Source organism: Brachybacterium sp. p3-SID1565 (genome assembly GCF_025143785.1).
Classification (GTDB): Bacteria; Actinomycetota; Actinomycetes; order Actinomycetales; family Dermabacteraceae; genus Brachybacterium; species Brachybacterium epidermidis.
Window position 1 is genome coordinate 1 of sequence record NZ_JAMBDS010000016.1, and the last position, 24135, is coordinate 24135.

23 protein-coding genes and 2 tRNA genes are annotated in these 24135 nt (G+C 70.6%); 9 read left to right on the forward strand and 16 right to left on the reverse strand.

The features are described 5' to 3' along the window. The first annotated feature begins 154 nt into the window (after window positions 1-154). The gene (locus M4D54_RS05615) at window positions 155-616 is read left to right on the forward strand and encodes a recombinase family protein (protein WP_193864748.1); all 462 of its coding nucleotides are present in this window, start codon (window positions 155-157) and stop codon (window positions 614-616) included. Window positions 617-1066: 450 nt separating this feature from the next. Here M4D54_RS05615 and M4D54_RS05620 read toward each other — a convergent pair. After that, window positions 1067-1140 (reverse strand) — tRNA-Lys (locus M4D54_RS05620). A 228-nt stretch (window positions 1141-1368) separates the two neighbouring features. Here M4D54_RS05620 and M4D54_RS05625 point away from each other — a divergent pair. Continuing rightward, on the forward strand, window positions 1369-2265 hold the full coding sequence (locus M4D54_RS05625; protein ID WP_193864747.1) for an NAD(P)-dependent oxidoreductase: 897 nt from the start codon (window positions 1369-1371) through the stop codon (window positions 2263-2265). 299 nt (window positions 2266-2564) lie between these two features. Here M4D54_RS05625 and M4D54_RS05630 read toward each other — a convergent pair whose 3' ends face one another. Beyond that, window positions 2565-3014, reverse strand: coding sequence for a GNAT family N-acetyltransferase (locus M4D54_RS05630; RefSeq protein WP_193864746.1), 450 nt, complete (start codon window positions 3012-3014; stop codon window positions 2565-2567). Between the two features lie 109 nt (window positions 3015-3123). On the opposite strand from M4D54_RS05630, the gene M4D54_RS05635 reads away from it, so the two are divergent. Then, a complete protein-coding gene (locus tag M4D54_RS05635; RefSeq protein ID WP_193864745.1) occupies window positions 3124-3552 on the forward strand; it encodes a YchJ family protein in 429 nt (142 codons plus the stop codon). Between the two features lie 4 nt (window positions 3553-3556). Here the strand turns inward: M4D54_RS05635 and M4D54_RS05640 are convergent, their stop codons facing one another. The 3 genes from M4D54_RS05640 to M4D54_RS05650 all read right to left on the reverse strand — a co-directional run bounded on the left by M4D54_RS05640 (window position 3557) and on the right by M4D54_RS05650 (window position 5331). After that, window positions 3557-4126 (reverse strand): hypothetical protein, encoded by a 570-nt coding sequence (locus tag M4D54_RS05640; RefSeq protein WP_259890664.1) that lies wholly within the window; start codon window positions 4124-4126, stop codon window positions 3557-3559. 81 nt (window positions 4127-4207) lie between these two features. Continuing rightward, on the reverse strand, window positions 4208-4531 hold the full coding sequence (locus tag M4D54_RS05645) for a hypothetical protein (protein WP_259890665.1): 324 nt from the start codon (window positions 4529-4531) through the stop codon (window positions 4208-4210). Then, a complete protein-coding gene (locus tag M4D54_RS05650) occupies window positions 4528-5331 on the reverse strand; it encodes an SDR family oxidoreductase (protein WP_259890666.1) in 804 nt (267 codons plus the stop codon). Before M4D54_RS05650 ends, M4D54_RS05645 begins: the two co-directional genes overlap by 4 nt. 140 nt (window positions 5332-5471) lie before the next feature. On the opposite strand from M4D54_RS05650, the gene M4D54_RS05655 reads away from it, so the two are divergent. The 3 genes from M4D54_RS05655 to M4D54_RS05665 all read left to right on the forward strand — a co-directional run bounded on the left by M4D54_RS05655 (window position 5472) and on the right by M4D54_RS05665 (window position 6866). Continuing rightward, a tRNA-Leu gene (locus M4D54_RS05655) sits at window positions 5472-5553 on the forward strand. 72 nt (window positions 5554-5625) lie between these two features. Further along, window positions 5626-6297: a histidine phosphatase family protein gene (locus M4D54_RS05660; protein WP_259890667.1), complete on the forward strand. Its 672-nt coding sequence runs from the start codon at window positions 5626-5628 to the stop codon at window positions 6295-6297. A 32-nt stretch (window positions 6298-6329) separates the two neighbouring features. After that, window positions 6330-6866, forward strand: coding sequence for an NUDIX hydrolase family protein (locus M4D54_RS05665; protein ID WP_259890668.1), 537 nt, complete (start codon window positions 6330-6332; stop codon window positions 6864-6866). Window positions 6867-6932: 66 nt separating this feature from the next. Here M4D54_RS05665 and rdgB read toward each other — a convergent pair whose 3' ends face one another. The 6 genes from rdgB to clpS form a co-directional block, all read right to left on the reverse strand. Continuing rightward, the gene (gene rdgB / locus M4D54_RS05670; protein ID WP_259890669.1) at window positions 6933-7565 is read right to left on the reverse strand and encodes an RdgB/HAM1 family non-canonical purine NTP pyrophosphatase; all 633 of its coding nucleotides are present in this window, start codon (window positions 7563-7565) and stop codon (window positions 6933-6935) included. Next, a complete protein-coding gene (gene rph / locus M4D54_RS05675) occupies window positions 7562-8371 on the reverse strand; it encodes a ribonuclease PH (protein WP_396121477.1) in 810 nt (269 codons plus the stop codon). Before rph ends, rdgB begins: the two co-directional genes overlap by 4 nt. Window positions 8372-8394: 23 nt before the next feature. Further along, window positions 8395-9177 carry an MBL fold metallo-hydrolase gene (locus M4D54_RS05680; protein WP_259890670.1) on the reverse strand — a complete coding sequence of 261 codons (783 nt, stop codon included), beginning with the start codon at window positions 9175-9177 and terminating at the stop codon, window positions 8395-8397. Then, the gene (gene murI / locus M4D54_RS05685) at window positions 9174-9989 is read right to left on the reverse strand and encodes a glutamate racemase (RefSeq protein WP_193864738.1); all 816 of its coding nucleotides are present in this window, start codon (window positions 9987-9989) and stop codon (window positions 9174-9176) included. Before murI ends, M4D54_RS05680 begins: the two co-directional genes overlap by 4 nt. Window positions 9990-10127: 138 nt before the next feature. Further along, complete coding sequence (locus M4D54_RS05690) at window positions 10128-10760, reverse strand: DUF2017 domain-containing protein (protein ID WP_259890671.1); 633 nt, start codon at window positions 10758-10760, stop codon at window positions 10128-10130. Further along, window positions 10761-11084 (reverse strand): ATP-dependent Clp protease adapter ClpS, encoded by a 324-nt coding sequence (clpS, locus tag M4D54_RS05695; RefSeq protein ID WP_259789200.1) that lies wholly within the window; start codon window positions 11082-11084, stop codon window positions 10761-10763. A 102-nt stretch (window positions 11085-11186) separates the two neighbouring features. Between clpS and M4D54_RS05700 the strand changes: the two genes are divergently transcribed. After that, window positions 11187-12566 (forward strand): nicotinate phosphoribosyltransferase, encoded by a 1380-nt coding sequence (locus M4D54_RS05700; RefSeq protein WP_259890672.1) that lies wholly within the window; start codon window positions 11187-11189, stop codon window positions 12564-12566. Between the two features lie 972 nt (window positions 12567-13538). Here M4D54_RS05700 and M4D54_RS05705 read toward each other — a convergent pair. The 3 genes from M4D54_RS05705 to M4D54_RS05715 form a co-directional block, all read right to left on the reverse strand. Then, complete coding sequence (locus M4D54_RS05705; RefSeq protein WP_259890673.1) at window positions 13539-14213, reverse strand: hypothetical protein; 675 nt, start codon at window positions 14211-14213, stop codon at window positions 13539-13541. A 223-nt stretch (window positions 14214-14436) separates the two neighbouring features. Beyond that, the gene (locus M4D54_RS05710) at window positions 14437-16236 is read right to left on the reverse strand and encodes a DEAD/DEAH box helicase (protein WP_259890674.1); all 1800 of its coding nucleotides are present in this window, start codon (window positions 16234-16236) and stop codon (window positions 14437-14439) included. A gap of 153 nt (window positions 16237-16389) precedes the next feature. Beyond that, a complete protein-coding gene (locus M4D54_RS05715) occupies window positions 16390-16812 on the reverse strand; it encodes a DUF3039 domain-containing protein (protein ID WP_396121478.1) in 423 nt (140 codons plus the stop codon). 89 nt (window positions 16813-16901) lie between these two features. Here M4D54_RS05715 and M4D54_RS05720 point away from each other — a divergent pair, with 89 nt between their 5' ends. After that, window positions 16902-17369, forward strand: coding sequence for a VanZ family protein (locus tag M4D54_RS05720; protein WP_193864731.1), 468 nt, complete (start codon window positions 16902-16904; stop codon window positions 17367-17369). Between the two features lie 78 nt (window positions 17370-17447). Here the strand turns inward: M4D54_RS05720 and M4D54_RS05725 are convergent, their stop codons facing one another. Beyond that, the gene (locus M4D54_RS05725; protein WP_193864730.1) at window positions 17448-18905 is read right to left on the reverse strand and encodes an NAD-dependent malic enzyme; all 1458 of its coding nucleotides are present in this window, start codon (window positions 18903-18905) and stop codon (window positions 17448-17450) included. 119 nt (window positions 18906-19024) lie between these two features. Further along, on the reverse strand, window positions 19025-22915 hold the full coding sequence (hrpA, locus tag M4D54_RS05730) for an ATP-dependent RNA helicase HrpA (RefSeq protein WP_193864729.1): 3891 nt from the start codon (window positions 22913-22915) through the stop codon (window positions 19025-19027). Between the two features lie 133 nt (window positions 22916-23048). Here hrpA and tdh point away from each other — a divergent pair, with 133 nt between their 5' ends. Further along, window positions 23049-24113 carry an L-threonine 3-dehydrogenase gene (gene tdh, locus M4D54_RS05735; protein ID WP_193864728.1) on the forward strand — a complete coding sequence of 355 codons (1065 nt, stop codon included), beginning with the start codon at window positions 23049-23051 and terminating at the stop codon, window positions 24111-24113. The last annotated feature ends 22 nt before the right edge of the window (window positions 24114-24135 follow it).

Consider the following 24135-nt stretch of genomic DNA (forward strand, 5'->3'; position numbering starts at 1 on the left):
CCGAACTCTCGAGGCGCTCCACGCGGCGCCGACCACGGCTTGACAGACATAGAAGAGTCCATCGGCCCCACACCGCCTGCGGCGATCAGCCCCCGGCCTCACGCCTCCGCACCGGCGTCGACAACGTCATGACCAACTACACCTAGACCGGCTCATGTCGGGCGTACTGGCCGAGGGCGACACCCTGGTGGTGACCGACCTCGATCGCCTCTCCCGGCGCACGAGCCGGCTCATTCTTACCTTGGACGAGCTGACGACCCGCGGGATCACGGTGGAGTCGCTGCACGAGCGCGTGGACACCTCCACAGCAGACGGCATGTTCTCGGTGACGCTGCTCGGAGCCCTCGCGCAGCGCGAGCGAGACCGCATCAGGGAGCGCACCACGGCAGGGCTCGAAGCCGCTCGGAACCGCGGCCACCGCCCCGGCCGACCGATCGCCGTCAAGCCCGAGCAGTACGAGACCGTCTTGCTCCTGCGCGGCCAGGGCCGGCCGTACCGAGCCATTGCCTCCGCAACCGGACTATCCGCCAGCACCGTTGCTCGCATCTGCCGAGGAGACACCCCCGGCCACGAGACGTACCGCCAGCAACAGGAGATCCAGCCCGTTCTCCGCTGACCGTCCCGCCGGACCAGGCATTGCAGTAGTGCAGTAGTTCCGTATTGCAGTACGTCAGTAGTTCCGTATCGCGAGCGGATCACGGGGCCGGACCTCACGGGCGGCATCCACGCAGCCGATGACCGTGCGCTGCCCGCACTCTTGGCAGTGCCAGGTCCGATGCCCGAGCGTCATCGGTCCCCCGCCGCACAGGCACGCGGCCCATCCCACGAGGTATCGAGTCGAGCCGCAGCCGCAGCGTGGCGGTGTGGGCTCGCTCCAGCCGTTCGGGCCACTGGGTGGAGCCGCGCAATCATCTTTGCCGAGATCAAAGGGAGCGCCATGGAAAGCGAAGGAGATCGAGTACGCCGCCAGCTACTTCGACGTACCGGTGGCCGACCTGTTCGACGGTCTCGGACTGTTCCGAGACGCGAAGAGGCCCCACCGATCCGGTGGGGCCTCTCTCGCGGGTGCGCCATCAGGGACTCGAACCCCGGACCCGCTGATTAAGAGTCAGCTGCTCTAACCAACTGAGCTAATGGCGCGAACAGGAGTAGACACTACACCTCGGATCGCCGTCATCCAACGCGACGGGGCACTCTGTGAGCGAGCCGACAGGATCCCGCCCGGCCGCCCCCACGGCGTCTCTGCCGACGATCCACCCGGGCGAGCAGGGCTGTCATCGCACGGCGGGACCTGCTCCATCCCCTAGAATCGGTCATCGCAGCGTCATCGACCCAGGCGGCCCGGACCCGTCGGCAGAGGAGGACAGCGTGAGGATCGCCGTCACCGGCGCCACGGGCGTACTGGGCCAGGAGGCCGTCGAAGCCCTCGTGGCCGCGGGGCATGAGGTCACCGGCGTCACCCGCCGCGACCGCGGGGTCCCCGTGATTGAGGGCCGCGGCGGCACCGCCGTCATCGCTGATGTGTTCGACAGCAACGACCTCTCCCGCGCCTTCCGCGGCCACGACGTCGTCATCAACACCCTCGCCAAGGTGCCCGTGGGCATGGCCGCCATGCGGCCTCTGGCCTGGCGGGAGGACGACCGCCTGCACATGGAGGCCTCCGTCGCGATCGCAGAGGCCGCCGCGCGTTCCGGGGTGCGCCGCCTGATCCAGGAATCCTCCGCCTACCTGTACCCGGACAACGGCTCGGACTGGATCGGGGAGGATCTCGCCCTCGCGGTGCGCAACCAGGCGTTCCGCCCGCGCGTGCGGGAGATGCGCGCCGCCGTGGACTTCGCGACCTCCGGTCGCAGCGCCGTGATCCTGCGCCTTGCGCAGCTGTTCGGCCGCGACCCCCACACCACCCACGCTCTGAAGGCCACCCGCGCGGGCGACCCGATCCTGCTGGGCCGCCCCGACGGGTACATCACCCTGCTGCACCACACCGATGCGGGGCGGGCGTTCGTCGCGGCCCTGCGCGCCAGCAGCGGTTTCTACAACGTGGGGGGTGAGCCCATCACGCGGGGTCGCTGGGCGAAGGACCTCGGGATCGAGGCGAAGGCCGAGGGGCCGGCGAAGTTCTACCCGGAGATCACCCAGGCCCTGGTGGGCACCCGACTCGAGGTGCAGCGCCGCTCCCAGCGGATCTCCTCGGTGCGGTTCATGTCTGAGACCGGCTGGTGGCCGACGATCGGCCCCTCCACCCCCGGCTGGTCGCGCCGCTGATCCGTCCATCGGTCCCGTCGCCGGACCGGAGAGGACGACCGTGCCCTGCGGTCACGGTGCAGCGCACATCGGCTCCGGCCACGTACCGCAGGTCCGTTGCGCAGGCGGCCTGCTCCGCACCGGCCGGGGACTCCTCCGCCACTCCCCGAGGCACTGCTCGCACTCGGCTCTTGGGGCTCACGGATCATGCGGACAGGGTTCCCGTCCACCACCGCTGCGGCGGGCACGTCCTTGGTGACCACGGAGCCGGCGCCGATGTGCAGCTGAGTGCAGGCGCGGGCATCAGCCCGGACGCGCGCTCACCGCGGCAGGCGCATCCCCAGGCTGGGCTCGGAGTCCACGAATCCCAGGGACCGGTAGAGAGAACGGCCCGGCGGGTCGCCCAGCAGGGTGATGTAGGGCTTCGGGGGCGCCTCGTCGTCGATCCGGGAGATCAGATCCTCCATCACCGCGCGCCCCAGTCCGCGCCGCTGGTGGGCGGGGTCGGTGGCCACATCAGCGATGTGGAAGTACCAGCCGCCGTCACCCAGCACCCGTCCCATCGCCGCCAGGCACCCATCGCCGTCGCGGACGGTGCACCACGCCCAGCTGGTCTCCAGCGGCCCTGCCGCCTGGGCCGCCGTGATGGGGCTGAGACCGGCGACGGTGCGCATCCGCACGTACTCCTCGAGGGTGGGCGCCTCGCGTCGCAGCCGGTACCCGCTCGGAAGGGTGGCGTCTCGCGAGGGTGGATCCTGATCAGCAGCCATGGGGTCGACCCTGCCAGGCCCCGCTGCGCCCCGCACCCGGGGCACCCGCCCTGGCCGCCTCGGGAGCGCCCGCTCGGGCCACGGGGGAAGAGTCGGCGATAATCGGGGAATGAGCTCCTCGACCCGTCATCCTGCGAACGACGAGCGCTGCCCCTGCGGCAGCGGTGACACCTTCGGTTCCTGCTGCGGTCCGGTCCTGACCGGCAAGCGGAGGGCGGCCACCGCGGAAGCACTGATGCGCTCGCGCTACACCGCGTTCACCACGCAGGACCTCGAGCACGCCCTGGCCTCCTGGCACCCGGACACCCGCCCGGACCGGGCCGACCTTGCCCGCAGCCTCGCCGACACCCGGTGGCTGCGGCTCGACGTGCGCGGCACCACTGGGGGCGGTCCCTTCGACGACGAGGGCACCGTGGAGTTCGTGGCGATCGCCCGCACCGAACAGGGCCGCCGGGAACTGCACGAGATCTCGCACTTCACGCGCGTGGACGGGTCTTGGCTGTACGTGCGCGGGGATCTCGCCGCCACCCGGCACTGAGCTCCTACCTGGTGGCCTTGGCGACGGCCTTGTGAGCGCGCTTCAGCGCCTTCTCGATGTCCGAGGACGTGCTCCTGCGGGCCTTCGCGGCGTTCTTGCGGGCCTTCTTCCGGGACTTCGTGGCGTCCTTGCGTGCCTGCTCGATCCCCCCGCGCACCTGCTTCTCGGCGTTGCGGGCTTTCGTCTGGACGTCCTCGAAGAACGCGGCGCGGGCCTTGCGGGCGTCCTCGCGGGCCTTCTCGGCATCCTTGGCGGCCTGCTCACGGGCCTTCTCGGCCTCCTTGTGGGCCTTCTTCTCGTCATCACCCGAGAGGGCGACGGCGATGGCGATGCCCGTGGTCAGCACGACCAGGCCGATGACGCCGCCTGCGACGGCGAGCGCACCGTTCGAAGGGGTCTTCCCGTCACCGGCCTCGGAGAAAGACTTCACCGACCCGACGATCTCGTTCTTCCAGCGCTGCACCGCGTTCTTGGGGTTGACGCGGTCGATCAGCTCATCGATGTCGGCGGCGAGATTGTCCTGACGCCGGTAGGCCTCGTCACGCATCTCGTCCAGGCTGGGATCCTTTGCCACCACTGCCTCCAGGGTCATCAGGTTACGAACGCACCGATCGTACCGTGACCGGTGCTCACGGCTCACATCGCGTGCGCGGGGTCAGCCCCCGACGATGAACGTGCCCGATCCGCCGCCAGTGAGATCCGCCGGCTCGGTCGGGGCACTCGGATCGCCGACAACTCCCCGCTGCCGGGTCGGGGTGTTGTCGGCCGCGTCGAACACGGGGCGTCCCGCGTCCGAGGGTTCTGCCCGTCGGCTCTGCTGCAATGGGGAGGGCTCCTCCTCCGGCGGCTCCTCGAGGGAGCTCTGCTCGGACTCGTCGACCTCGTGATCGGCCTGCTCGGGATCGGGTGTCTCCTGCGAGGCCAGCCCCGGGCCGTCGAGGGGATGGTCCACTCCGGTGCGGTCCGTCGGCTGGGTCATCGCTGCTCCTCCTGCTCATCACTGCTCTGTTCGATCGAGGCGCCGTCGGCTCCGGCGCGGGCCAGGAAGTCGTCGGCGCCTCCCACCAGCTCGATGTGACCGGTGGGCACGTCGGCCGTGGCCATGCGGACGATCTCTGCAGCGAACTCGTCCACGGAGTAGAGGCGACCGGCGGCCTCACGCCGCGCCTCCAGAGCACCGGGGCGTGCCCGGTCCAGCAGGGTGGCGGTGACGGTTCCCTCGATCATGTCGGCGCTGACAACCACGAAGGAGACGCCCTTCTCGGACATCACCGGGATCTGCTCGCTCAGGGCGTCCTCGCCGGCGCGCTTGGAGCGGGCGACCGCCTCGTACTCCGGCATCGTCTCGACGTCCTTGATGAAGTGGGCCTGGTGACTGGTCACGAACACCACGCGGCCACCGGCACCGAGGTGCTCCAGGCCGGCCTCGAGCGCATCCAGCTGGGCGTCGCGGTTCAGGCGGGTGGCGTAGTCCTCCCCGAGGTCCTTCTCCATGCCGCCGGAGGCATTGAGGACCAGCAGGTCCAGTGCGCCGAACTCGTCGACGGCTGTGAACATCAGGGTGCGCACGTCCTCGGGGCTGGTCAGATCGGCGCCGACGGCCACGGCCCGGCCACCGGCGGCCTCGATCTCGGCGACCACCTTGTTCGCCCGGGGCGCCTTCTGCCGGTAGTTGATCACCACGTTCGCACCCAGCTCGGCCAGCTGCTTCGCGGTGGAGGCTCCCACGCCGCGGGAGGATCCGGTGACGACAGCGGTCTTGCCTGAGAGGACGGCCATGTGAACTCCTGGTCCGATCGGGGGATGTGGTCGATGCAGCGACGGACAGGTGAGCGTCCGGGCTGGGTCCGAGCCTACCGGGAGGGCCCGCCCCAGCGGCAGTGCGGTCCGGGTGCCGTGACCCGCTACCCTGATCAGGCGCGCGAGTGGCGGAATTGGCAGACGCGCTGGATTTAGGTTCCAGTGCCCGAGGGCGTGAGGGTTCGAGTCCCTTCTCGCGCACGATCCCGAGGCGCCGAGCCCCGTTCGGCACCCGGCCCCATGGCACCCAGGCCATATGAGAGGTGAGCACTCGTGACCCTGTTCGGTCTCGTCCGCCACGGGCAGACGGAGTACAACCGCCGGAGCCTGTTCCAGGGCTCCTCGGACATCCCGCTCAACGACGACGGCATCGAGCAGGCCCATCGGGCGCTCGACCACATCCCGGACGTGGACTGGGACGTGGTGATCACCTCCCCCTTGCAGCGGGCCGAGCAGACCGGGCGCATCATCGCGGAGGACCACGGGATCCCCTTCGGCCAGGTTGTCCCTGACCTGCGGGAGATCGACTGGGGCCAGGCCGAGGGGATGGACGTCGACGAGGCGGAGGCTCGCTGGCCGCAGCGCTCCTTCCCCGGGCGTGAGGACCACCAGGAGGTGGCCGACCGCGGCTACGACTCCCTGGAGAAGCTCGAGGAGCAGTACCGGGGCAAGAACGTGCTGGTGGTGGCCCACGGGACGATCATCCGCTTCATCCTCTCGGGCATCGCCGAGCGCGCCCTGGACTCGATCCCCAATGGCACCCTGTCCCTGGTGCGCCTGGAGGGTACCGAGTGGACGGTGGAGATGATCGCCAACGAGCGCGTCCAGAACACCGTGCGCACCGCGTCGCGCGATCAGAACCCGCGCTTCGTCGTCGAGCACCGGAACCTGACCCCGGGGGCCGATCCCGCCGTGGACGCCACCGATCCGAACACTGAGCACTGAGCACTGATCGACCGCTGAGCCGAGGAGGCCCGATGAACAACACCGCCGTGGACACCGAGGGCGCCTGGTTCGAGCCCGAGCGCATCCGGGAGCTTCGACGCCGCCTGCCCATCCCCTACGTGGACATCGTGCCGGTGCGCACCGACACCGACGGCACCATCTCCGAGGTGGGTCTGCTGCTGCGCGCCTCCGGCACCGGGCGCATCGTGCGGGCGATCGTCTCGGGTCGCGTGCTGGTGCACGAGACGCTGCGCGAGGCCATCGCCCGCCACGTGGAGAAGGACCTGGGGCCGATGGCCCTGCCCCGCATCCCGGTGGCGCCCCAGCCGTTCACGGTGGCCGAGTACTTCCCCACCCCCGGCCAGTCCCTGTTCACAGATGCGCGGCAGCACGCGATCTCCCTGGCCTACATCGTGCCCGTGGACGGCGAGGCCGCCCCGCAGGAGGACGCCCTGGACCTGGCTTGGTGCTCGGTCCCCGAGCTGCTGGACTCCGGGATGCTGGACGAGATGGAGGGCGGGCACGACATCATCGTGCGCCGCGCCCTCGCCCACGGCGGGCTGATCTGACCGCAGCGAGCACTGCCGCACAGCAGCGGTGGCGCCCCCTCGGTCCAGGCCCCGCTCACGCCCCGCTCAGCTCTCCAGGAGCCGGGCCACGTGCACGGCGAGGGCCCGGAACGCCTTCCCGCGGTGGGAGATGGCGTCCTTCGCCCCGGGGCTGAGCTCGGCAGCGGAGCGCTGCTCCCCGTCGGGGCGGAACAGCGGGTCGTAGCCGAAGCCGCCCTCCCCGTGCCGCTCAGTCAGCAGCACACCGGTCATCTCCCCGCGCTCGACGGTCTCGCTGCCGTCCGACGCCACCAGGGCCGCCGCGCACACGAAGCGTGCGGTGCGGTGCTCGGCGGGTACGTCGGCGAGCTGGGCCAGCAGCAGGTCGTTGTTGGCGTCGTCATCGCCATGGCGCCCGCTCCAGCGGGCCGAGAAGATGCCGGGGGCCCCACCGAGCACGTCGACGGCCAGGCCGGAGTCGTCGGCCACCGCGAGCAGACCGGTGGCCGCTGCGGCGGATCGTGCCTTCAACAGGGCGTTGTCCTCGAAGGTGACGGCATCCTCCACCACGTCGGGCAGGTCGATGCCGGCGGAGGAGATCACGGCCTCCTCGGGCAGCCCGGGGACGGCTGCGGTGAGGATCCGCTGCAGCTCCCGCAGCTTCTTGGCGTTGTGGGAGGCCAGGATCACCCGCGCCGCGGCGGGGATGCCCGTGCTCATCGGCCCTCGGCCGGACGGCCCGCTTCCTGCTCGAGCACGCTGCGCTGGATCTCGGCGAGCTCGCCGCAGCCGCGCACGGCCAGGTCCAGCAGGGCGTTGAGCTCCTCGCGGTCGAAGGGAGCGCCCTCGGCGGTGCCCTGCACCTCGACGAAGTCGCCACCACCGGTGACCACCACGTTCATGTCGGTCCCGGCGGTCACGTCCTCGCGGTACTCGAGGTCCAGCAGGGGGCGACCATCGATGATGCCCACGCTGACGGCGCTGACGGTGTCGGTCAGCACGGTGCGGGCCGAAGGGATCGCGGTGTGCTTCTTGCCCCAGGCGACAGCGTCGGCCAGGGCCACGTAGGCGCCGGTGATGGCGGCGGTGCGGGTGCCGCCGTCGGCCTGCAGCACGTCGCAGTCGAGCTGGATGGTGTTCTCCCCGAGAGCCTCGAGGTCGATGACGGCGCGCAGGGAGCGGCCGATGAGGCGGGAGATCTCGTGGGTGCGGCCCCCGATCTTCCCCTTGACGCTCTCGCGGCTGGAGCGGGTGTTGGTCGAGCGCGGCAGCATGGCGTACTCCGCGGTGACCCAACCGGAGCCGGAGCCCTTCTTCCAGCGCGGCACCCCCTCGGTGAAGGTGGCGGCACACAGCACGCGGGTGCGGCCGAACTCGATCAGGGCGCTGCCCTCGGCGTGGTCGAGCCAGCCGCGGGTGATGCGCACCTCGCGCAGCTGCTCGGGGGTGCGACCGTCGACGCGATCGCCGGCGTCGGCCCCGCGGGTGGGGATGTCGGTGCTGGTGCTGCTGGTGTCGGCGCTCACGGGCGCGACCTCCTCGGTGGGTGTCAGGGGGACACGTCGAGGATATCCATCGGGCACACCACGCGGATCTCTCCGTCGTGCACCGCGCGCGCCTCCTCCAGTGCCTGCTGGGGCTCGGTCCACGCGGGGATGTGGGTCAGGGCCAGCACCTTCACCCCGGCCCTGGCGGCGCACTCCCCCGCCCGGCGGCCGGTCAGGTGGACCCCGGTGAAGCGGTCGTCGCGGCCCTCGAGATACCCGGCCTCGCACAGGAACAGGTCCGCGCCAGCGGCGAGCTCGTCCAGCGCCTGGCAGGAATCGGTGTCCCCGGAGTACACGAACACCTCGTCACCGCAAGTGACACGGAACCCGTACGCCTCGACCGGATGCAGCACCAGACGGGTCTCGAAGCGCAGCGGCCCCACCTCGAACACGTGGCGGTCGCTGATCGCGTGGTACGCGAAGGGGACGGTGTCCACGCCGTCGGGCACATCGCCCTCCCGGCACATCACCGCGGCCAGGCGCTGCGGCAGGGAGGCCGGGGCGTGGATCGGCAGCTGGGGAAGGTCGGTGCGCTCGTGGTACGCCCAGAACACCTCCAGGCCCGTGAGGTCCAGGAAGTGGTCGGGGTGCAGGTGGGAGAAGACCACGGCGTCCAGTTGGGCGGGGTCGATCACCCGTTGCAGGGGGCCGAACGCACCCGAGCCCAGGTCGATCAGCACCCGCCAGGTGCGGCCGGCCTCGTCCTCGTGCTCGAGCAGGTAGCTGGAGGCGGCGCTGCGCGGCCCGGCGAAGCTGCCGGAGCAGCCGATCACGTGGATCCTCATGGCGTCACCGCCGGCAGGGTCGCGGTCATGGTGACCATGGGGCCCAGGAACCGTCGGGAGAGCCGCGCGAAGTCGCTGTCGTGCCCGCGACCGGTGGCGGTCTGGGCGAACACGTGGCGGGGCGGCTCGCGGTCGGTGCGCAGCAGGTCGCTGCCGCGCAGCTGGCGGTAGATGTCCAGTGCGGTCTCCTCCGCTGAAGAGACCAGGGTGACGTCCGGGCCCATCACGTAGCTGATGGGGCCGGCGAGCATCGGGTAGTGGGTGCAGCCCAGCACCAGGGTGTCCACCCCGGCCTCGCGCACGGGGGCCAGGTACTCCTCGGCGACCTCGACCACCTCGTCCCCGGTGATCTCGCCGCGCTCGACGAACTCCACGAACCGCGGGCAGGCGGCGGTGACGATGTCCAGGGCGGGCGCGGCGGCGAAGGCGTCCTCGTAGGCGCGAGAGGTGATGGTGGCCTGGGTGCCGATCACGCCCACGCGGTGGTTGCGGGTGGCGGCCACGGCACGGCGCACGGCCGGCTGGATCACCTCGACCACGGGCACCCGGTAGCGCTCGCGGGCATCGCGCAGCACAGCAGCCGAGGCGGTGTTGCAGGCGATCACCAGCATCTTCACGCCGCGGTCCACCAGGGAGTCCATGATGTCCAGAGCCAGGGCGCGCACCTCGGCGATCGGGCGGGGCCCGTACGGGGTGTGCGCGGTGTCGCCGATGTAGACCAGCTCCTCCTGTGGTAGCTGGTCCAGCACGGCCCGGGCGACGGTGAGGCCCCCGACGCCGGAGTCGAAGATCCCGATCGGCGCGTTGTTCATCCCGGCCAGCGTAGGCTCCGGGGGGCCTGCCTGCAGTGACGGCGCGCTCACTGGGTGCAGGGTCACAGCAGGAGCGGCCGACGGGGCTCAGCGGGGCGGGCGAACGGGATGCGCGGCGGGCCCGTGACCCGGGTGCGGTCAGTCCATGGCGCGCAGCAGGCTCTCCTGAAGCCAGCTGAGCAGCTCGTACACGGCGATCACCACATCGCCTCCCACCTGCCCGGCATCGGCAGGGGTGGCGTCCTCCACCCGCTCCCCGATCTGCTGCAGCATGCGCACGGTGTCGAAGTCGCCGTCCCGCTCCAGCCCCAGGCGATCCGCCAGCACGATCCGCACGTCGTTGACGGCACGCAGGAACGAGACGGCCTCCTCCTGGTCCAGTGCGACCTCGCTGCGGCCGGGCCCGGAGGCGTCCATCACGGTCATCACGCTGCGCAGATCGGCGATCTTGCCCTCGGCGAGGTCCAGCTGGCCCAGGCGCCGGTACTCGGCCGCCAGGGCCGGGTCGCGAGAGGCGTCGGGGAACAGGCGCTTCACGGCGGTATCCGACGGTTCGCGGGCGTCACGGGAGGCGAACTCGGCCTCCAGGCGCTGCAGCGGGTCCTCGCTGTCGGCGGCCTGCTGGATGGCGCTGGAATCAGCACCGATGCCCAGATCCGCCCGAATCAGATCGGCTGTCTCCTGCGCCACCTGGGCGATGATCGCCTTCTCCTCGGCGTCCAGGCGGCACACCAGGGAGCCGTCGGGTCGACGGCGGAATGCGTGGGCCATTCAGTCCTCCCCCGCCCTCTCCAGGGTGGCGTGCAGGCCGTAGGAGTGCATGGCCTGCACATCGGTCTCGACCCGCTCGCGGGAGCCGCGGGAGACGATCGCGCGGCCCTCCTGGTGCACCTGCATCATCAGCTGCTCGGCAATGGGGCGGGAGTAGCCGAAGTAGCGGCGGAACACGAACACCACATAGCTCATCAGGTTCACCGGGTCGTTCCACACCACGGTGCACCAGGGCCCGGTGGTCTCGGCCAGATCCTGGGGCGACCGGGAGGTGTCGGTGAGGCCGCCGGGTGCGGACGTGGCCCGCGGTGCCTGGACCGGCATCGATCTCCTCCTCGCTGGGGCCGCACAGGTTCTCCGAGCGGTCCGCAAGATTCTACGTGCCGGGTGCGACGGAGGAGCCGTGCGACGCACTACGGTGGAGCGGTGACCACCTCTCTGCTCACCGACCTCTACGAGCTGACCATGCTGCGCGCCGCCCGTCAGGCGGGCGTCGCGGATCGTCGCTGCGTGTTCGAGGTGTTCACCCGCTCCCTTCCCGAGGGCAGGCGCTACGGCGCGCTGGCCGGCACCGGCCGGGTGCTGGAGGCGATCGCCGAGTTCCGCTTCGACGACGCTGATCTGCGGTACCTGCACAGTACGGGCACCCTGGACGAGGACACCCTGCAGCATCTGGCGGAGTACCGCTTCACCGGGGACGTGCACGGCTACGAGGAGGGCGAGCTGTACTTCCCGAACTCGCCGGTGCTGCGGGTGGAGGGCACCTTCGGCAACGCGGTGCTGCTGGAGACGGTGATCCTCTCGATCATCAACCATGACAGCGGTGTGGCCTCGGCCGGCTCGCGCATGGTCACCGCGGCCCGCGGCAGACCCTGCATCGAGATGGGAGGCCGGCGGGTCCACGAGGACGCTGCGATCCACGCGGCACGCGCCGCGTATGTGGTGGGCTTCGACTCCACCTCCAACCTGGCAGCGGGTGCCCACTACCGGATCCCGGTGGCCGGGACCGCCGCCCACGCCTTCACCCTGCTGTTCGATACAGAGGAGGAGGCGTTCCGCGCCCAGCTGGCCGCCCAGGGCACCGACACCGCCCTGCTGGTGGACACCTACGACGTGGAGCAGGCGGTGCGCACCGCCGTGGAGCTGGCCGGTCCGGAGCTGGGCGCCGTGCGCCTGGACTCCGGTGACCTCGAGAAGCAGGCCGCCTCCCTGCGCGAGCTGCTGGACTCCCTGGGGGCCACCGGCACCCGCATCACCGCCACCGGCGATCTGGACGAGCACCGGGTGGAGGACCTCAAGGACGACCCGGTGGACGGCTACGGGATCGGCACCAAGCTGGTCACCGGTTCCGGTCACCCCGCCCCCGGTTTCGTGTACAAGCTGGTGGAGCGGGAGGGCGCCGATGGCCTCGTGCATCCCGTCGGCAAGATGTCCGAGTCCAAGGCCACCCTGGGTGCCGGCAAGCACGCCTACCGGATGCTGGTGGGCGGGAAGGCCCACGCCGAGCTGGTGCTGCCGGGCGAGGCCGAGGTGGCCGAGTTCGAGCGGGAGCTGCACGCGGAGCTGAACTCCGCCGGCGCCTCCCCCGAGTGGAGCCGCACGGACCTGCGGCCCCTGCAGGTGCCTCTCATCCTGGGCGGGGAGCCGGTGGAGCCCCTCTCCCAGCCCGAGCTGGTGCAGCGGGCACGGCAGCGCCACCAGGAGTCCCTGGCCGAACTGCAACTGGACCCGGACGAGGGTCCCGACGGCCCCGTCGCGATCCCGACCGTCACCGACGGCATCGAGGCGGCACGAGTGCTGCGCTGAGGCTCGCTCGGACCGGCAACGCAGCCTTGGCGGGGTCGAGGGGTGCATCCAACCCACTCTGCTCTTCGGCCCACAGGTCTGTCATCGAGCATTCCTCCGCGCGAATGGCCCCTGCCCGGCCAGCGCTGAGCGCGGCAACAATGGGCGTTCCGCGTCCGGGGGCGTGAGCCACGTTGCTCAGGAATTATCCCAGGAGGCAGCGCGAGGACGACAGCAACTCGGCAGGGAAGTGCCGTCGGCGGCTAGAGCTGGGGACGACGGCGGCGGGCTGTCGTCGCGGTGGTAGACCCCAGGAATGACGGCGCCACCCAGTCTTGACGAAATGTCTGGATGCACTGGCTGGCTCGGACCCGGTTCTCTGGCGCAGCGAGCGACCGAGCCTCTGCAGTTGTCGACAGACACTTCACCAAGTGATTCAGGTTCGCCCGCATTGACTTGCTCGGCACCGGCCTGAGCCCATCAGGCCCGGCGCAGGCCAGCAGGGTCACCGAGTCCTGCAAGTGACGTACAGGATTTGCACTGGGGACCTGATGAGCGGCGCCCTTCAGGGACAACGCTGAAGGCAGGTCGGGGATACGGATGCGCTCCCCGCTGGGGAGCAGGTGCACGATCGATCGTTTCAAGGCAGATCCAGACCCGGGAACCTTGACGAGATCACGACCAAGGTATCGCGGTGACCACGATTCCCGGTCAGAGACCATGAGGTCGACGGTGTCGCCATCCCGCACGAACCGGTGAAAGGGTGCGGCGGCGTCCACCGGCTCACGCGGGGTGAACCCCAGGTCCGCGAGTGCCAGAGCGTGGGCAACGTACGCCCCGGACTGGAGTTCCACGACGATGTCCGCGTCATCTGTGGGACGCACGTGCGTGACCCCAGCCCTCTGGGCGTGACAGTGCACCATGAGCCCACCCACAAGGAGCCAGCTGTCCAGCTCGAACGACATGGCCACCTCAGTCAGCAAGGCGTGCGGATCAGAGCGCATGGGCAACCGACTCCAGCTCGGAGGCTGCAGCAGCGGACTCCCGCGCATCACCGAGCACATACGTGTCCACCAGCCATCTGGCTCCGCGATTGTCGTGGGGCCGCTCGATGACGACGAGGTCGCCATCGGGATCTGCTGCAACCGGCTGGCTCGCCTCGAACTGGTCGAGGTCGACCGCCTCGGCGAACCGCATCCACGACTCACCCGCCACGATCCCCAGGGCGGATAGATCTGCAATGCTGGGGCCGATCAGGTGAGCATCCACCTCGCCGAGGGTTCGATACCTCGACCATGTGCCGATCCACGACGAGGAGGCGATCTGCCGGGCGGTCATTTCGCGCAGTGCCGCCCGCAGTCTTGATCGCTCAGATGATGAGACCGAATCGCCTTGCCCGCCGGACAGCAGATCAATGGCTGCCTCGAGTGTCCTGCTGGACCACTTCCGTCCACGTGATGTCGTCCGGACCCACGCCTGCACGGCTAGGTCGTCCGTCGTGACCTGTCGCCCGAGCACCCGGGCCATACCAAGCCTTCCATCCCCCAGCGCCCGCTGCACCGTTCGCAGGCTCACGCCGGCAATCTGCGCTGCGTCTGCGACGGTCAACTCCATGCAGAAATCGTCGCATGAGCGACGCTTTCCGTCAATCGCCGGGCCGCGGCTCACCACTCTGCTCCTTCCCGCACTTGGCCCGATTCTGCGGGCCGGGCGCTCCGCTGATGCCTCTAGGCACTCACCTACTCAAGCGAACAACGAGACCGGCTACCACGCCGACCTCGACAACAGTGGGCCTGGCCAGAGAGCTTCGCGGTGTGCCGACAAGCCCGCGACCTCGTCGAGAGACTGACCACCAGCGCCACGTGCTTCCGGGCAGTGTTCGCCGTACCCCTCAGCGCCTTCCCACGAACCAGCCGCGCACGGTGTCGATCCGCTCCTGCAGCTGATCGGCGCTGGCCTGGGGAACGGCGGGGCCGCCGCAGCGGTTGCGCAGGCTGGTGTGCACCGAGCCGTGCGGGGTGCCGGACTTGCGCGACCACGCCGAGACCAGGGAGCTGAGCTCCTTGCGCAGGTCCATGAGACGGCGGTGGTCCACCACGCCGGGCTGCGGGGCGCGGGAGGCGCCGTTCTGACGACGGGACTGCTGCTGGGCCTGGTGCTGCTGCAGCACGGTGCGCATCTGCTCGGTGTCCAGCAGGCCGGGGATCCCCAGGAACTCCTGTTCGTCCTCGCTGCCCACCACTCCCCCGGCGCCGTACTCGCCGCCGTCGAACAGCACCCGGTCGAAGGACGCCTCGGACTCGAGGGCCTCGAAGCGCATCTCCAGCTGCTCGGAGGCCCGCTCGGAGCGGTTGGCCTCCTCGATGAGGGCCTCGTCCAGCCCCGTGAGCGCATCGCCGGCATCGGGCCTGCGGTCCAGCACATGGTCCCGCTCGGCCTCCATCGCGGCTGCGTGCGCCATCAGGATCGGCACCGAGGGGATGAACACGCTGGCGGTCTCCCCACGGGTGCGGGAGCGCACGAAGCGGCCCACGGCCTGCGCGAAGAACATGGGGGTGGCGGTGGAGGTCGCGTACACGCCGACCGCCAGGCGGGGCACGTCCACGCCCTCGGAGACCATGCGCACCGCCACCATCCAGCGGTCCTCGGAATCGGAGAACGCCTCGATGCGCTTGCCGGCGCCGGCATCGTCGGAGAGCACCACGGTGGGCTGCTCGCCGGTGAGGTCGGCGAGGGTGGCGGCGTAGGCGCGGGCGGACTTCTGATCGGTGGCGATCACCAGTCCCCCGGCGTCGGGCACGTGGCGGCGCACCTCGGTGAGGCGACGGTCCGCGGCCGAGAGCACGGCCTGGATCCACTCGCCCTTGGGGTCCAGGGCGGTGCGCCAGGCCTGCTGGGTGATGTCCTTGCTCTCCAGGGCGCCGAGCTGCGCGGAGACCTCGTCGCCGGTCTTGGTGCGCCAGTGCATCCGCCCGGAGTAGGTCATGAACAGCACCGGGCGCACCACGTGGTCCTGCAGGGCGTCGCGGTAGCCGTAGGTGTAGTCGGCCTTGGAGCGCAGGAAGCCCTCGCCGTCCTCCTCGTAGGTGACGAAGGGGATCTGGGAGTCGTCGGAGCGGAACGGGGTACCGGTCAGCGCGAGCCGCCGGGTGGCGGGGTCGAAGGCCTCACGCACACCGTCGCCCCAGGTGAGGGCGTCGCCGGCGTGGTGGATCTCGTCCAGGATCACCAAGGTGCGATCGGCCTCGGTGCGGGCGCGGTGCAGTCCCGGGTTCATTCCCACCTGTGCGTAGGTGATGGCCACGCCCTGGTACTGGGCGCCATGGCGGCCCTGGGCGTTGGTGAAGTTCGGATCCAGGGAGATGCCCACGCGGGCGGCGGAATCGGCCCACTGCGCCTTGAGGTGCTCGGTGGGGGCCACCACGGTCACCCGACGCACCGTGCCGGCCGCGAGCAGCCGGGCCGCGACCTGCAGCGCGAAGGTGGTCTTGCCTGCACCCGGGGTCGCCACGGCCAGGAAGTCCTTCGGCTGGGCCTCGCGGTACTGGTCCAGCGCGGCCTGCTGCCAGGCTCGCAGCTTGGGGGCGGTGCCCCAGGCGGCGCGTTCGGGGTAGGCAGGCGGGAGCGACCGGGCTGCCGCCTCGGAGGGGCGGCGCGGGTCACTGGAGGGGGGATGGTTCAGCGCAGTCACAGCGTGCCCCACCGTACCGCCGCGCACCGACGAACCGGCGCCGTGTCGCTGTGAGGAGATCGACCACCCAGCAGTCCCCGATCGACCCGCCGGCAGTCCCCGATCGACCGATCTGGCCGGCCGGTCCCCGAGGGTCGATCGAGGGACGCGCTGTCAGCGGCGCCCGCCGAAGAAGCCCCGGAACCCTCCGCGGCCGGAGCCCTTGCCACCCTCGCCGTCGCCGTCCTGCGGGCCGCGGATGCCGTCGTAGATCTCCTTGCACGCCGGGCAGACCGGGTACTTCTTCGGGTCACGGCCCGGCACCCACACCTTCCCGCACAGAGCGATCACGGGCGAGCCGTCCAGGGCGGCCTGGGTGACCTTGTCCTTGCGCACGTAGTGGGCGAAGCGGTCGTGGTCACCGTCGTCGGTGGTCTGCTCCTTCTCCTGCACCTGCCTGTCCAGCACCGCGGTGGAGGTGGGCGAGGCGCCCGGGTCCTCCCGGTACGGATCGGTGTGCGAGGGGTCCGAGGTCATGCGAGCCCCAAGGGCAGAGCCGACGGCGATGGTACGGGCAGCAGTGGTGCGGATGGTCATGGCGACTCCCTCGGTCGTTGCGCGAATGCCCCGAGCCTAGCGGCCCTGCCTCCCTGAGGCACGGGGGGATCCGTGCCACCATGCCCGCCATGAGCATCGCCTCGGACCTGATCGCCCGCACGCCCACCGAGATCCGCCGCGCCGGGGGCTCGGTGCCGTGGAGGCTGGGCCTGCTGGGCCTCGCTCTGCTGCTCAACATCGGCTTCTACCTGCCGACCGTCCCCTCGAGCATCCCGGGGCTCGCAGTGCCGGGCCTCGACAAGGTGGCCCACGTGCTGGTGTTCGCCCTGACCGTGTGGGCGGCCGGGCGCGTGCTGGCACCGGTGAAGCGGTTCCCGATGGGATGGGTGGTGATAGCGGCCCTGGTGCATGCCGTCCTGTCCGAGCTCGTGCAGCTCGTGGCTCTCCCCGAACGTGCGGGGACGGCGGGCGATCTGATCGCCGACATGGTCGGCATCGCCCTGGGCCTGGGGCTGTGGATCGGCGAACGCCAGCGCCGCCGGCGACTGCTGGAGACGATCGACGAGCTCGAGCCCGCGCCGCTGGCCCAGCGCTGAGCCGCAGGACGACCGGGGCAAGCCGCCATCGGGCCGGCGGCCGTGGTGCCGGGGTGGAAGCGCCGACGCCGGGCGTGCTCAGCCCTCCAGGCTGATCTCGTCGGCGTACACGGCCTGGATGGCGCCGGTGATGGTGTCCACCGTGCCGGCGTCCTCCCGTGCCACCTGCTCCACGGCACTGGCCACGGCCTTGGTGACACCTTCGTGGAACACGCTGGGCACGATGTAGGTGGGGTTGAGCTCCTCGGGCGTGACCACGTCGGCCAGGGCCTTCGCCGCGGCCAGCAGCATGCGGTCGGTGACCCGGGTGGCACGAGCATCGAGCAGGCCGCGGAAAACGCCGGGGAAGGCCAGCACGTTGTTGATCTGGTTGGAGAAGTCGCTGCGTCCGGTGGCCACGACCTCCGCGTGCTTGGCGGCCTCGGAGGGATCGATCTCCGGGGTGGGATTGGCCATCGCGAACACCACGGAGCGATCTGCCATGGTGGCCACGTCCTCGGCGGTGAGGATGTTGCCGGCACTGACGCCGATGAACACGTCGGCCCCGGCGACGGCGTCGCGCAGGGTGCCGGTGATGCCGCGCGGATTTGTGACCTCGGCGATCCACGGCAGGCGACCGGCGAGCTGCTCGCGGCCCTCGTGGACGACGCCGTCGACGTCGGTGACCACGACGTCCCGCGCCCCGGCGGCGCGCAGCAGGCTGAGGATCGCGGTGCCGGCCGCGCCTGCGCCGGACAGCACGATGCGGGCGGTCTCGATCTTCTTGTCGACCACCCGCAGGGCGTTGCGCAGCGCGGCCACCACGACGATGGCGGTGCCGTGCTGGTCGTCATGGAACACGGGGATGTCCAGCTCAGCCCGGAGGCGGTCCTCGATCTCGAAGCAGCGGGGGGCGGAGATGTCCTCGAGGTTGATGCCGGCGAACACGGGGGCGATCGCCTTGACATGGGCGACGATGTCGTCGACCGAGTGGGCGTCCAGGCATATCGGGAAGGCGTCGATGTTGGCGAAGCGCTTGAACAGGGCCGCCTTGCCCTCCATCACCGGCATGGCCGCCAGCGGCCCCAGGTCCCCCAGGCCCAGGATGGCGGAGCCGTCGGAGACCACCGCGACGGTGTTGCGCTTGATGGTCAGGCGGCGGGCGTCCTCGGGGTTCTCCGCGATGGCCTTGACCACCCGGGCCACGCCCGGGGTGTAGACCATGGAGAGATCGTCACGGTGGCGGATCGGAACCTTCGACTCGACGGTGAGCTTGCCGCCCAGGTGGGCCAGGAAGGTGCGGTCGGAGACCTTGCCCAGCTCCACGCCGTCCAGCACGCGCAGCTCCTCGACGATCTCCATCGCGTGATCGTGGCCGCCGGTGAGGACGGTGATGTCGGCCCGCATCCGCTCCGGCCCGGAGGCGGAGACGTCCAGGGCGGTGACCGAGCCCCCGTGGCGCTCGATGCTGCCGGTGATGTCGCTGACGGCGGCGGAGCGTGCCGCGAACTCGAGACGGATGGTGATGGAGTAGCTCACGGAGGGCATCGGTGACATGGGACACAGAGTATCCGTCGGCCCGCCGGACCGTAGTCATTCAGCCGACGAACGGTGCCACGTCGTGCGCGTGGCGCACCCAGATCGCCTGAGCGGTGGGCACCATCTGGCTGGGGCGCTCACCCCAGTTCTGCGATGGCCTTGCGGATCCGCTTGTCCGAGACGGTGTACTTCGTGCCCAGGGTCTGGGCGAACAGGCTCACGCGGAGCTCCTCGAGCATCCAGGGGATCTCACCGGCGTCCGGTTCGGCCAGGCGACGGGCGGAGAGCTTCGCCCGGACTCCCTCCCAGTACCGGGTGATGTCGTCGATCTGCCAGGCGAGCTGGTCATCACGACGGGGATTCTGCTGCAGCTTGTCCAGGCGAACCAGATCGGTCTCGAGATACCGGCGCAGGTCCCCCAGGTGGTCCAGTCCCGTGCGGGAGATGAAGCCGTCGCCCAGCAGGGAGGCGGCGTGCTCGCGGATCGCGGTGAGTGTGTTCAGGATCGCCAGCGAGGAGGCGCGGGAGACCTCCTTCTGCAGCCGGCCGTGGACGGCGAGCGCACCGGCGGCGTCCTTGACGGCCTGGGCGGCGAGCACGTCGTGGCGTGCGCGCACCTGCTCCTGCAGTGCGTCGTACTCGGCACGGGTGCGCGCGGTGCCCTCCCCCACCAGGTGGGCGGTGGCGGCGCGGGAAGCATCGGCCAGCAGGGCCGCGGTGGAGGGGTAGTCCGAACCGGCCACGGCCAGCTTGGTGGGGTTGGGAAGGGAGTTCAGCACCCCGGACAGGTCCGTCCCCACCTCCCGGTCGATCAGGGCGATCAGACCGGCGCGGTGAGCCAGGGACTGCTCGTCCTCGGTGGCGAGGACGGCCAGGTCGATGCGGGTGACGGTGCCGTCCTTGTCGCGACGGGCCACCAGTGCGGGGTAGCCGGTGACCTTCAGCCCGCCCACGGTGGACTCGTGGACGCGCGGCACCCCGTCCTCGGGGAAGCTGCGCAGGTCGGTGCGGTCCAGGTCGTCACCGCGGGAGGAGACCGAGGCCTCCATGCGCTGTTTGAGGCGGGCCTTGAGATCGGCCAGGGAGTCGCCGCTGCCGATCTGGCGGCCCTTGGCGTCCACCACCCGGAAGTGCATGCGCAGGTGGGCGGGCAGCTTCGCCAGGTCGAACTCGGCCCCATACAGGGGGAGGTCCTGGGGCACCCCGGGCAGGGCCACCAGCTCATCGGCCACGGCCTCCACGAAGGGCTCGCCCGCATCGGGGTCGTCGTCGTGGAGGGTTGCGGCCACGGCTTTGGCCCGCTCGGGGGCCGGCACCAGGTGGCGGCGGATCGGTTTGGGCAGGGAGCGGATCAGCTCGGTGATCAGCTCGTGGCGCATGCCGGGCACCAACCAGTCGAAGCCGCGCGGCTCGAGACGGTTCAGCACGGCCAGCGGCACGGTGGCGGTCACGCCATCGGCCCCCTTGGCCCCCACCTCGCCGAACGAGTAGCTCAGCGGCAGGGTGATGTCGCCCTGCACCCAGGTGTCCGGGTAGTCCCGTGCCAGGTGGGCGACGTCGGCGTCCGGGTCCAGCAGGTCGTCCTCGGTGAGGGTGAGCAGGTCCGGCGTCTCGTGCCGTTGCTTCTTCCACCAGGAGTCGAAGTGGGCGCCGGAGACCACCTCGGCGGGGATCCGCTCGTCGTAGAAGCGGAACAGCTGCTCGTCGGAGACCAGCAGGTCGCGCCGACGGGTCTTGGCCTCCAGTTCCTCGAGTCGGGCGATGAGGGCACGGTTGTCGCGGAAGAAGTGGTGGCGGGTGCGCCAGTCCCCCTCGATCAGGGCGTGCTGGATGAAGATGTCGCGAGCGGCCTCGGGGTCGATGCGTCCGTAGCCCACCACGCGGTCGGCCACGATGGGAACCCCGTACAGGGTGACCTTCTCGTGGGCCATCGCGCCGGCCTGCTTGGAGGACCAGTGCGGTGCGGAATGTGAGCGCCGCACCACGTGGGCGCCCACCTCCTCGGCCCAGGCGGGGTCGATGCGCGCGGCGGTGCGGCCCCACAGCCGGGAGGTCTCCACCAGCTCGGCGACCATCACGTAGTCGGGGCGCTTCTTGGCCAGGGCCGAGCCGGGCCAGATCGCGAAGCGGGCGCCGCGGGCCCCGGTGTACTCGCGGGAGCGCTCCTCGTACAGGCCTACATGGCTGAGCAGGCCCGCCAGCAGCGCCTGGTGGATGGCCTGAGGGCTTGCGGGGGTGTCGTTGCGGGAGAGCCCCACGTCCTTGGCCATGTCCCGCAGCTGGGAGTGCAGGTCCCACCATTCACGGATCCGCAGGTAGTGCAGGAACTCCGAGCGCACCTCGCGGCGGAAGGCGGAGCCGGACAGCGCATCGCGGCGCTGCTGCAGGTGCTCCCACAGCTTCAGATAGGCCAGGAAGTCGCTGGTCTCGTCCTCGAAGCGGCGGTGCTTCTCCTTGGCCTGCTGCTCCTGGCCCAGGGGCCGCTCGCGGGGATCCTGGATCTCCAGGGCCGCCACGATGATCAGCACCTCCCGCAGCGCCCCGAGGCGGTGCGCCTCGATCAGCATGCGCGCCATGCGGGGATCCAGGGGGAAGCGGGCCAGGGTGCGGCCCACCTTCGTCAGTCGGCGCCCGCCGGGCTGACCAGGGGCGTCCTCGATGGCACCCAGCTCCTCCAGCAGACGCACACCGTCGGTGATGGCGCGCGTGGCGGGGGGCTCGACGAAGGGGAAGGACTCCACGTCGCCCAGGCCCAGCGAGGTCATCAACAGCACCACGGAGGCCAGAGAGGTGCGCAGGATCTCCGGCTCGGTGTACTCGGGCCGGGCCTCGTAGTCCTCCTGGGAGTACAGGCGGATGGCGATGCCGGGGGCGGTACGGCCGGAGCGTCCCGAGCGCTGGTTCGCGCTGGCCTGGGAGATCGCCTCGATCGGCAGGCGCTGCACCTTGGTGCGCTGGGAGTACCTCGAGATCCGGGCCAGGCCCGAGTCGATCACGTACGTGATGCCCGGGACGGTCAGGGAGGTCTCGGCGACGTTCGTGGACAGGATGATGCGGCGGAAGGTGCCGGCGGGGGGCGGGGTGAAGATCTTCTGCTGGTCGGCGGCGGAGAGCCGGCCGAACAGGGGCAGCACCTCCACCGGCAGGGCGGCCCGGCCCCGGGTGCCGCGCCCCAGGTGGGAGCTGAGGGCATCGGCGATCTCCCGGATCTCCCGCTCACCGGGCAGGAACACCAGCATGTCGCCGGGGCCCTCAGCAGCCAGTTCGTCCACAGCGTCGGTGATGGCCTGGGTGAGGTCACGCTCGACGGAGTGGATGTCGTCCAGGTCGTCGTCCTCGCCCGCGTCCCCCTCGAGGTCGGGCTCGAGCACCAGGGGGCGATAGCGGATCTCCACGGGGTAGGTGCGGCCGGAGACCTCGAGGATCGGCGCCGGCTCCTGGTCGCCGGAGGGGAGGCGGCAAGAGAAGTGGGCCGCGAAGCGCTCGGGGTCGATGGTGGCGGAGGTGATGATGACCTTGAGATCGGGTCGCTCGGGCAGGATCTGCCGCAGGTAGCCCAGGATCACGTCGATGGTGAGGGAGCGCTCGTGGGCCTCGTCGATGATGATCGCGTCGTAGCGCTTCAGCAGCCGGTCCCGGCCGATCTCCGCCAGCAGGATGCCGTCGGTCATCAGCTTGAGGCGGGCCCCGCGGCTGGTCTCCTTGGTGAACCGCACCTGGTAACCGACGGTGCCCTCGCCCAGCTTCTCCCCCAGCTCCGCGGCGATCCGCTGCGCCACCGAGCGGGCGGCGATGCGTCGCGGCTGCGTGTGGCCGATCAGGCGGCCCTTGGCCCCGTACCCCAGCTCGAGCAGCATCTTGGGGATCTGGGTGGTCTTGCCGGATCCGGTCTCGCCGGCGATCACCACCACCTGGTTCTCGCGGATGGCCGCCTGGATGTCCTCGCGGCGCTGGGAGACGGGCAGGTCCGTGGGGTAGGTGATCCGCAGGTCAGTCCTGGGGCGGTCGGCGGGGGCGTTCTCGGTCATGACGGGCCAACTCTACGGCCCGTACCGAAGGAGCAGGCGGTGCGCCCGCACTAGGATGAAGGTCACTGATCGGACACGGGCTGCCGGCTGTCCTGGCCGGGCCCGTGGTGTGACCGAGGAGACGACCGCTGCGATGCGTGCGCTGCGCAAGACCGAGCCCGGGCCAGGCCTGATGCTCACCGAGGTGCCGGAGCCGAAGTGCGGCCCTTGGGACGTGAAGATCCGGGTGATGCGCGCCGGGATCTGCGGGACCGACCTGCACATCCTGGCCTGGGACGCCTCCGCCCAGGCCATGTGCGACACCGTCCCGTTCACCCCCGGCCACGAGTTCTACGGCGAGGTGGTCGAGGTGGGCGACCAGGTTCCCGATGTGCGCATCGGCGACCGCGTCTCCGGTGAGGGGCACGTGGTGTGCGGGACCTGCCGCAACTGTCGGGCCGGACGCCGGCAGATGTGCATCCGCACCCGCTCCGTGGGCGTGCAGAGGGACGGCGCCTTCGCCGAGTACGTGGTGATCCCGCACCTGAACGTGTGGGTGCACGAGTCGGGCGGTGGCACCGAGCTGATCTCCCCCGAGCTGGGCGCGCTGTTCGATCCGCTGGGCAATGCCGTGCACACCACCGTGAAGTTCCCCGTGGTGGGTGAGGACGTCCTGGTCACGGGCGCGGGCCCGATCGGCCAGATGTGCGTGGCCGTGGCGCGCCATGCCGGTGCCCGCTACATCACCGCCACCGACGTGGCGCCGCACCGGCTGCAGATGGCCGTCGAGAGCGGGGCGGACGTCACGGTGGACGTCTCCACCACCCGTGTGCGCGAGGCCCAGCAGGAGCTGGGCATGCGAGAGGGCTTCGACGTGGGTCTGGAGATCTCCGGGCAGGCCTCCGCCCTGCAGGAGATGATCGAGAACATGAACCACGGCGGCAAGATAGCGCTGCTGGGGCTCCCGCCCAGGCAGTTCGAGATCGACTGGACGGTCGTGGTCACGCGCATGCTCACCCTGCAGGGCATCTACGGCCGCGAGATGTTCGAGACCTGGAACGCGATGGCCGCGATGCTCACCAGTTCGCAGAAGCTGCGAGAACTGGTCACCCGCACCGTCACCGACGTGCTGCCCGCCTCCCGGTTCGAGGAGGGCTACGAGATCGCCCGCTCCGGCAGCGGCGGCAAGGTGCTGCTGGACTGGGAGAGCATCGATTGACCACTCACCCCCACCCGCAGGA

Bases quoted from the DNA above. Each gene is read 5' to 3' on its own strand.
- M4D54_RS05630 (WP_193864746.1), bottom strand. From the start codon at position 3,014: ATGGCTGCTGATCAGGATCCACCCTCGCGAGACGCCACCCTTCCGAGC.
- M4D54_RS05725 (WP_193864730.1), bottom strand. From the start codon at position 18,905: ATGTCACCGATGCCCTCCGTGAGCTACTCCATCACCATCCGTCTCGAG.
- murI (WP_193864738.1), bottom strand. From the start codon at position 9,989: ATGAACAACGCGCCGATCGGGATCTTCGACTCCGGCGTCGGGGGCCTC.
- clpS (WP_259789200.1), bottom strand. From the start codon at position 11,084: ATGCCGGTCCAGGCACCGCGGGCCACGTCCGCACCCGGCGGCCTCACC.
- M4D54_RS05645 (WP_259890665.1), bottom strand. From the start codon at position 4,531: ATGACCCAGCCGACGGACCGCACCGGAGTGGACCATCCCCTCGACGGC.
- hrpA (WP_193864729.1), bottom strand. From the start codon at position 22,915: ATGACCGAGAACGCCCCCGCCGACCGCCCCAGGACTGACCTGCGGATC.
- M4D54_RS05615 (WP_193864748.1), top strand. From the start codon at position 155: ATGTCGGGCGTACTGGCCGAGGGCGACACCCTGGTGGTGACCGACCTC.
- M4D54_RS05715 (WP_396121478.1), bottom strand. From the start codon at position 16,812: ATGACCATCCGCACCACTGCTGCCCGTACCATCGCCGTCGGCTCTGCC.
- M4D54_RS05635 (WP_193864745.1), top strand. From the start codon at position 3,124: ATGAGCTCCTCGACCCGTCATCCTGCGAACGACGAGCGCTGCCCCTGC.
- M4D54_RS05680 (WP_259890670.1), bottom strand. From the start codon at position 9,177: ATGAGGATCCACGTGATCGGCTGCTCCGGCAGCTTCGCCGGGCCGCGC.
- M4D54_RS05665 (WP_259890668.1), top strand. From the start codon at position 6,330: ATGAACAACACCGCCGTGGACACCGAGGGCGCCTGGTTCGAGCCCGAG.
- M4D54_RS05690 (WP_259890671.1), bottom strand. From the start codon at position 10,760: ATGGCCCACGCATTCCGCCGTCGACCCGACGGCTCCCTGGTGTGCCGC.
- tdh (WP_193864728.1), top strand. From the start codon at position 23,049: ATGCGTGCGCTGCGCAAGACCGAGCCCGGGCCAGGCCTGATGCTCACC.
- M4D54_RS05650 (WP_259890666.1), bottom strand. From the start codon at position 5,331: ATGGCCGTCCTCTCAGGCAAGACCGCTGTCGTCACCGGATCCTCCCGC.
- rdgB (WP_259890669.1), bottom strand. From the start codon at position 7,565: ATGAGCACGGGCATCCCCGCCGCGGCGCGGGTGATCCTGGCCTCCCAC.
- M4D54_RS05720 (WP_193864731.1), top strand. From the start codon at position 16,902: ATGAGCATCGCCTCGGACCTGATCGCCCGCACGCCCACCGAGATCCGC.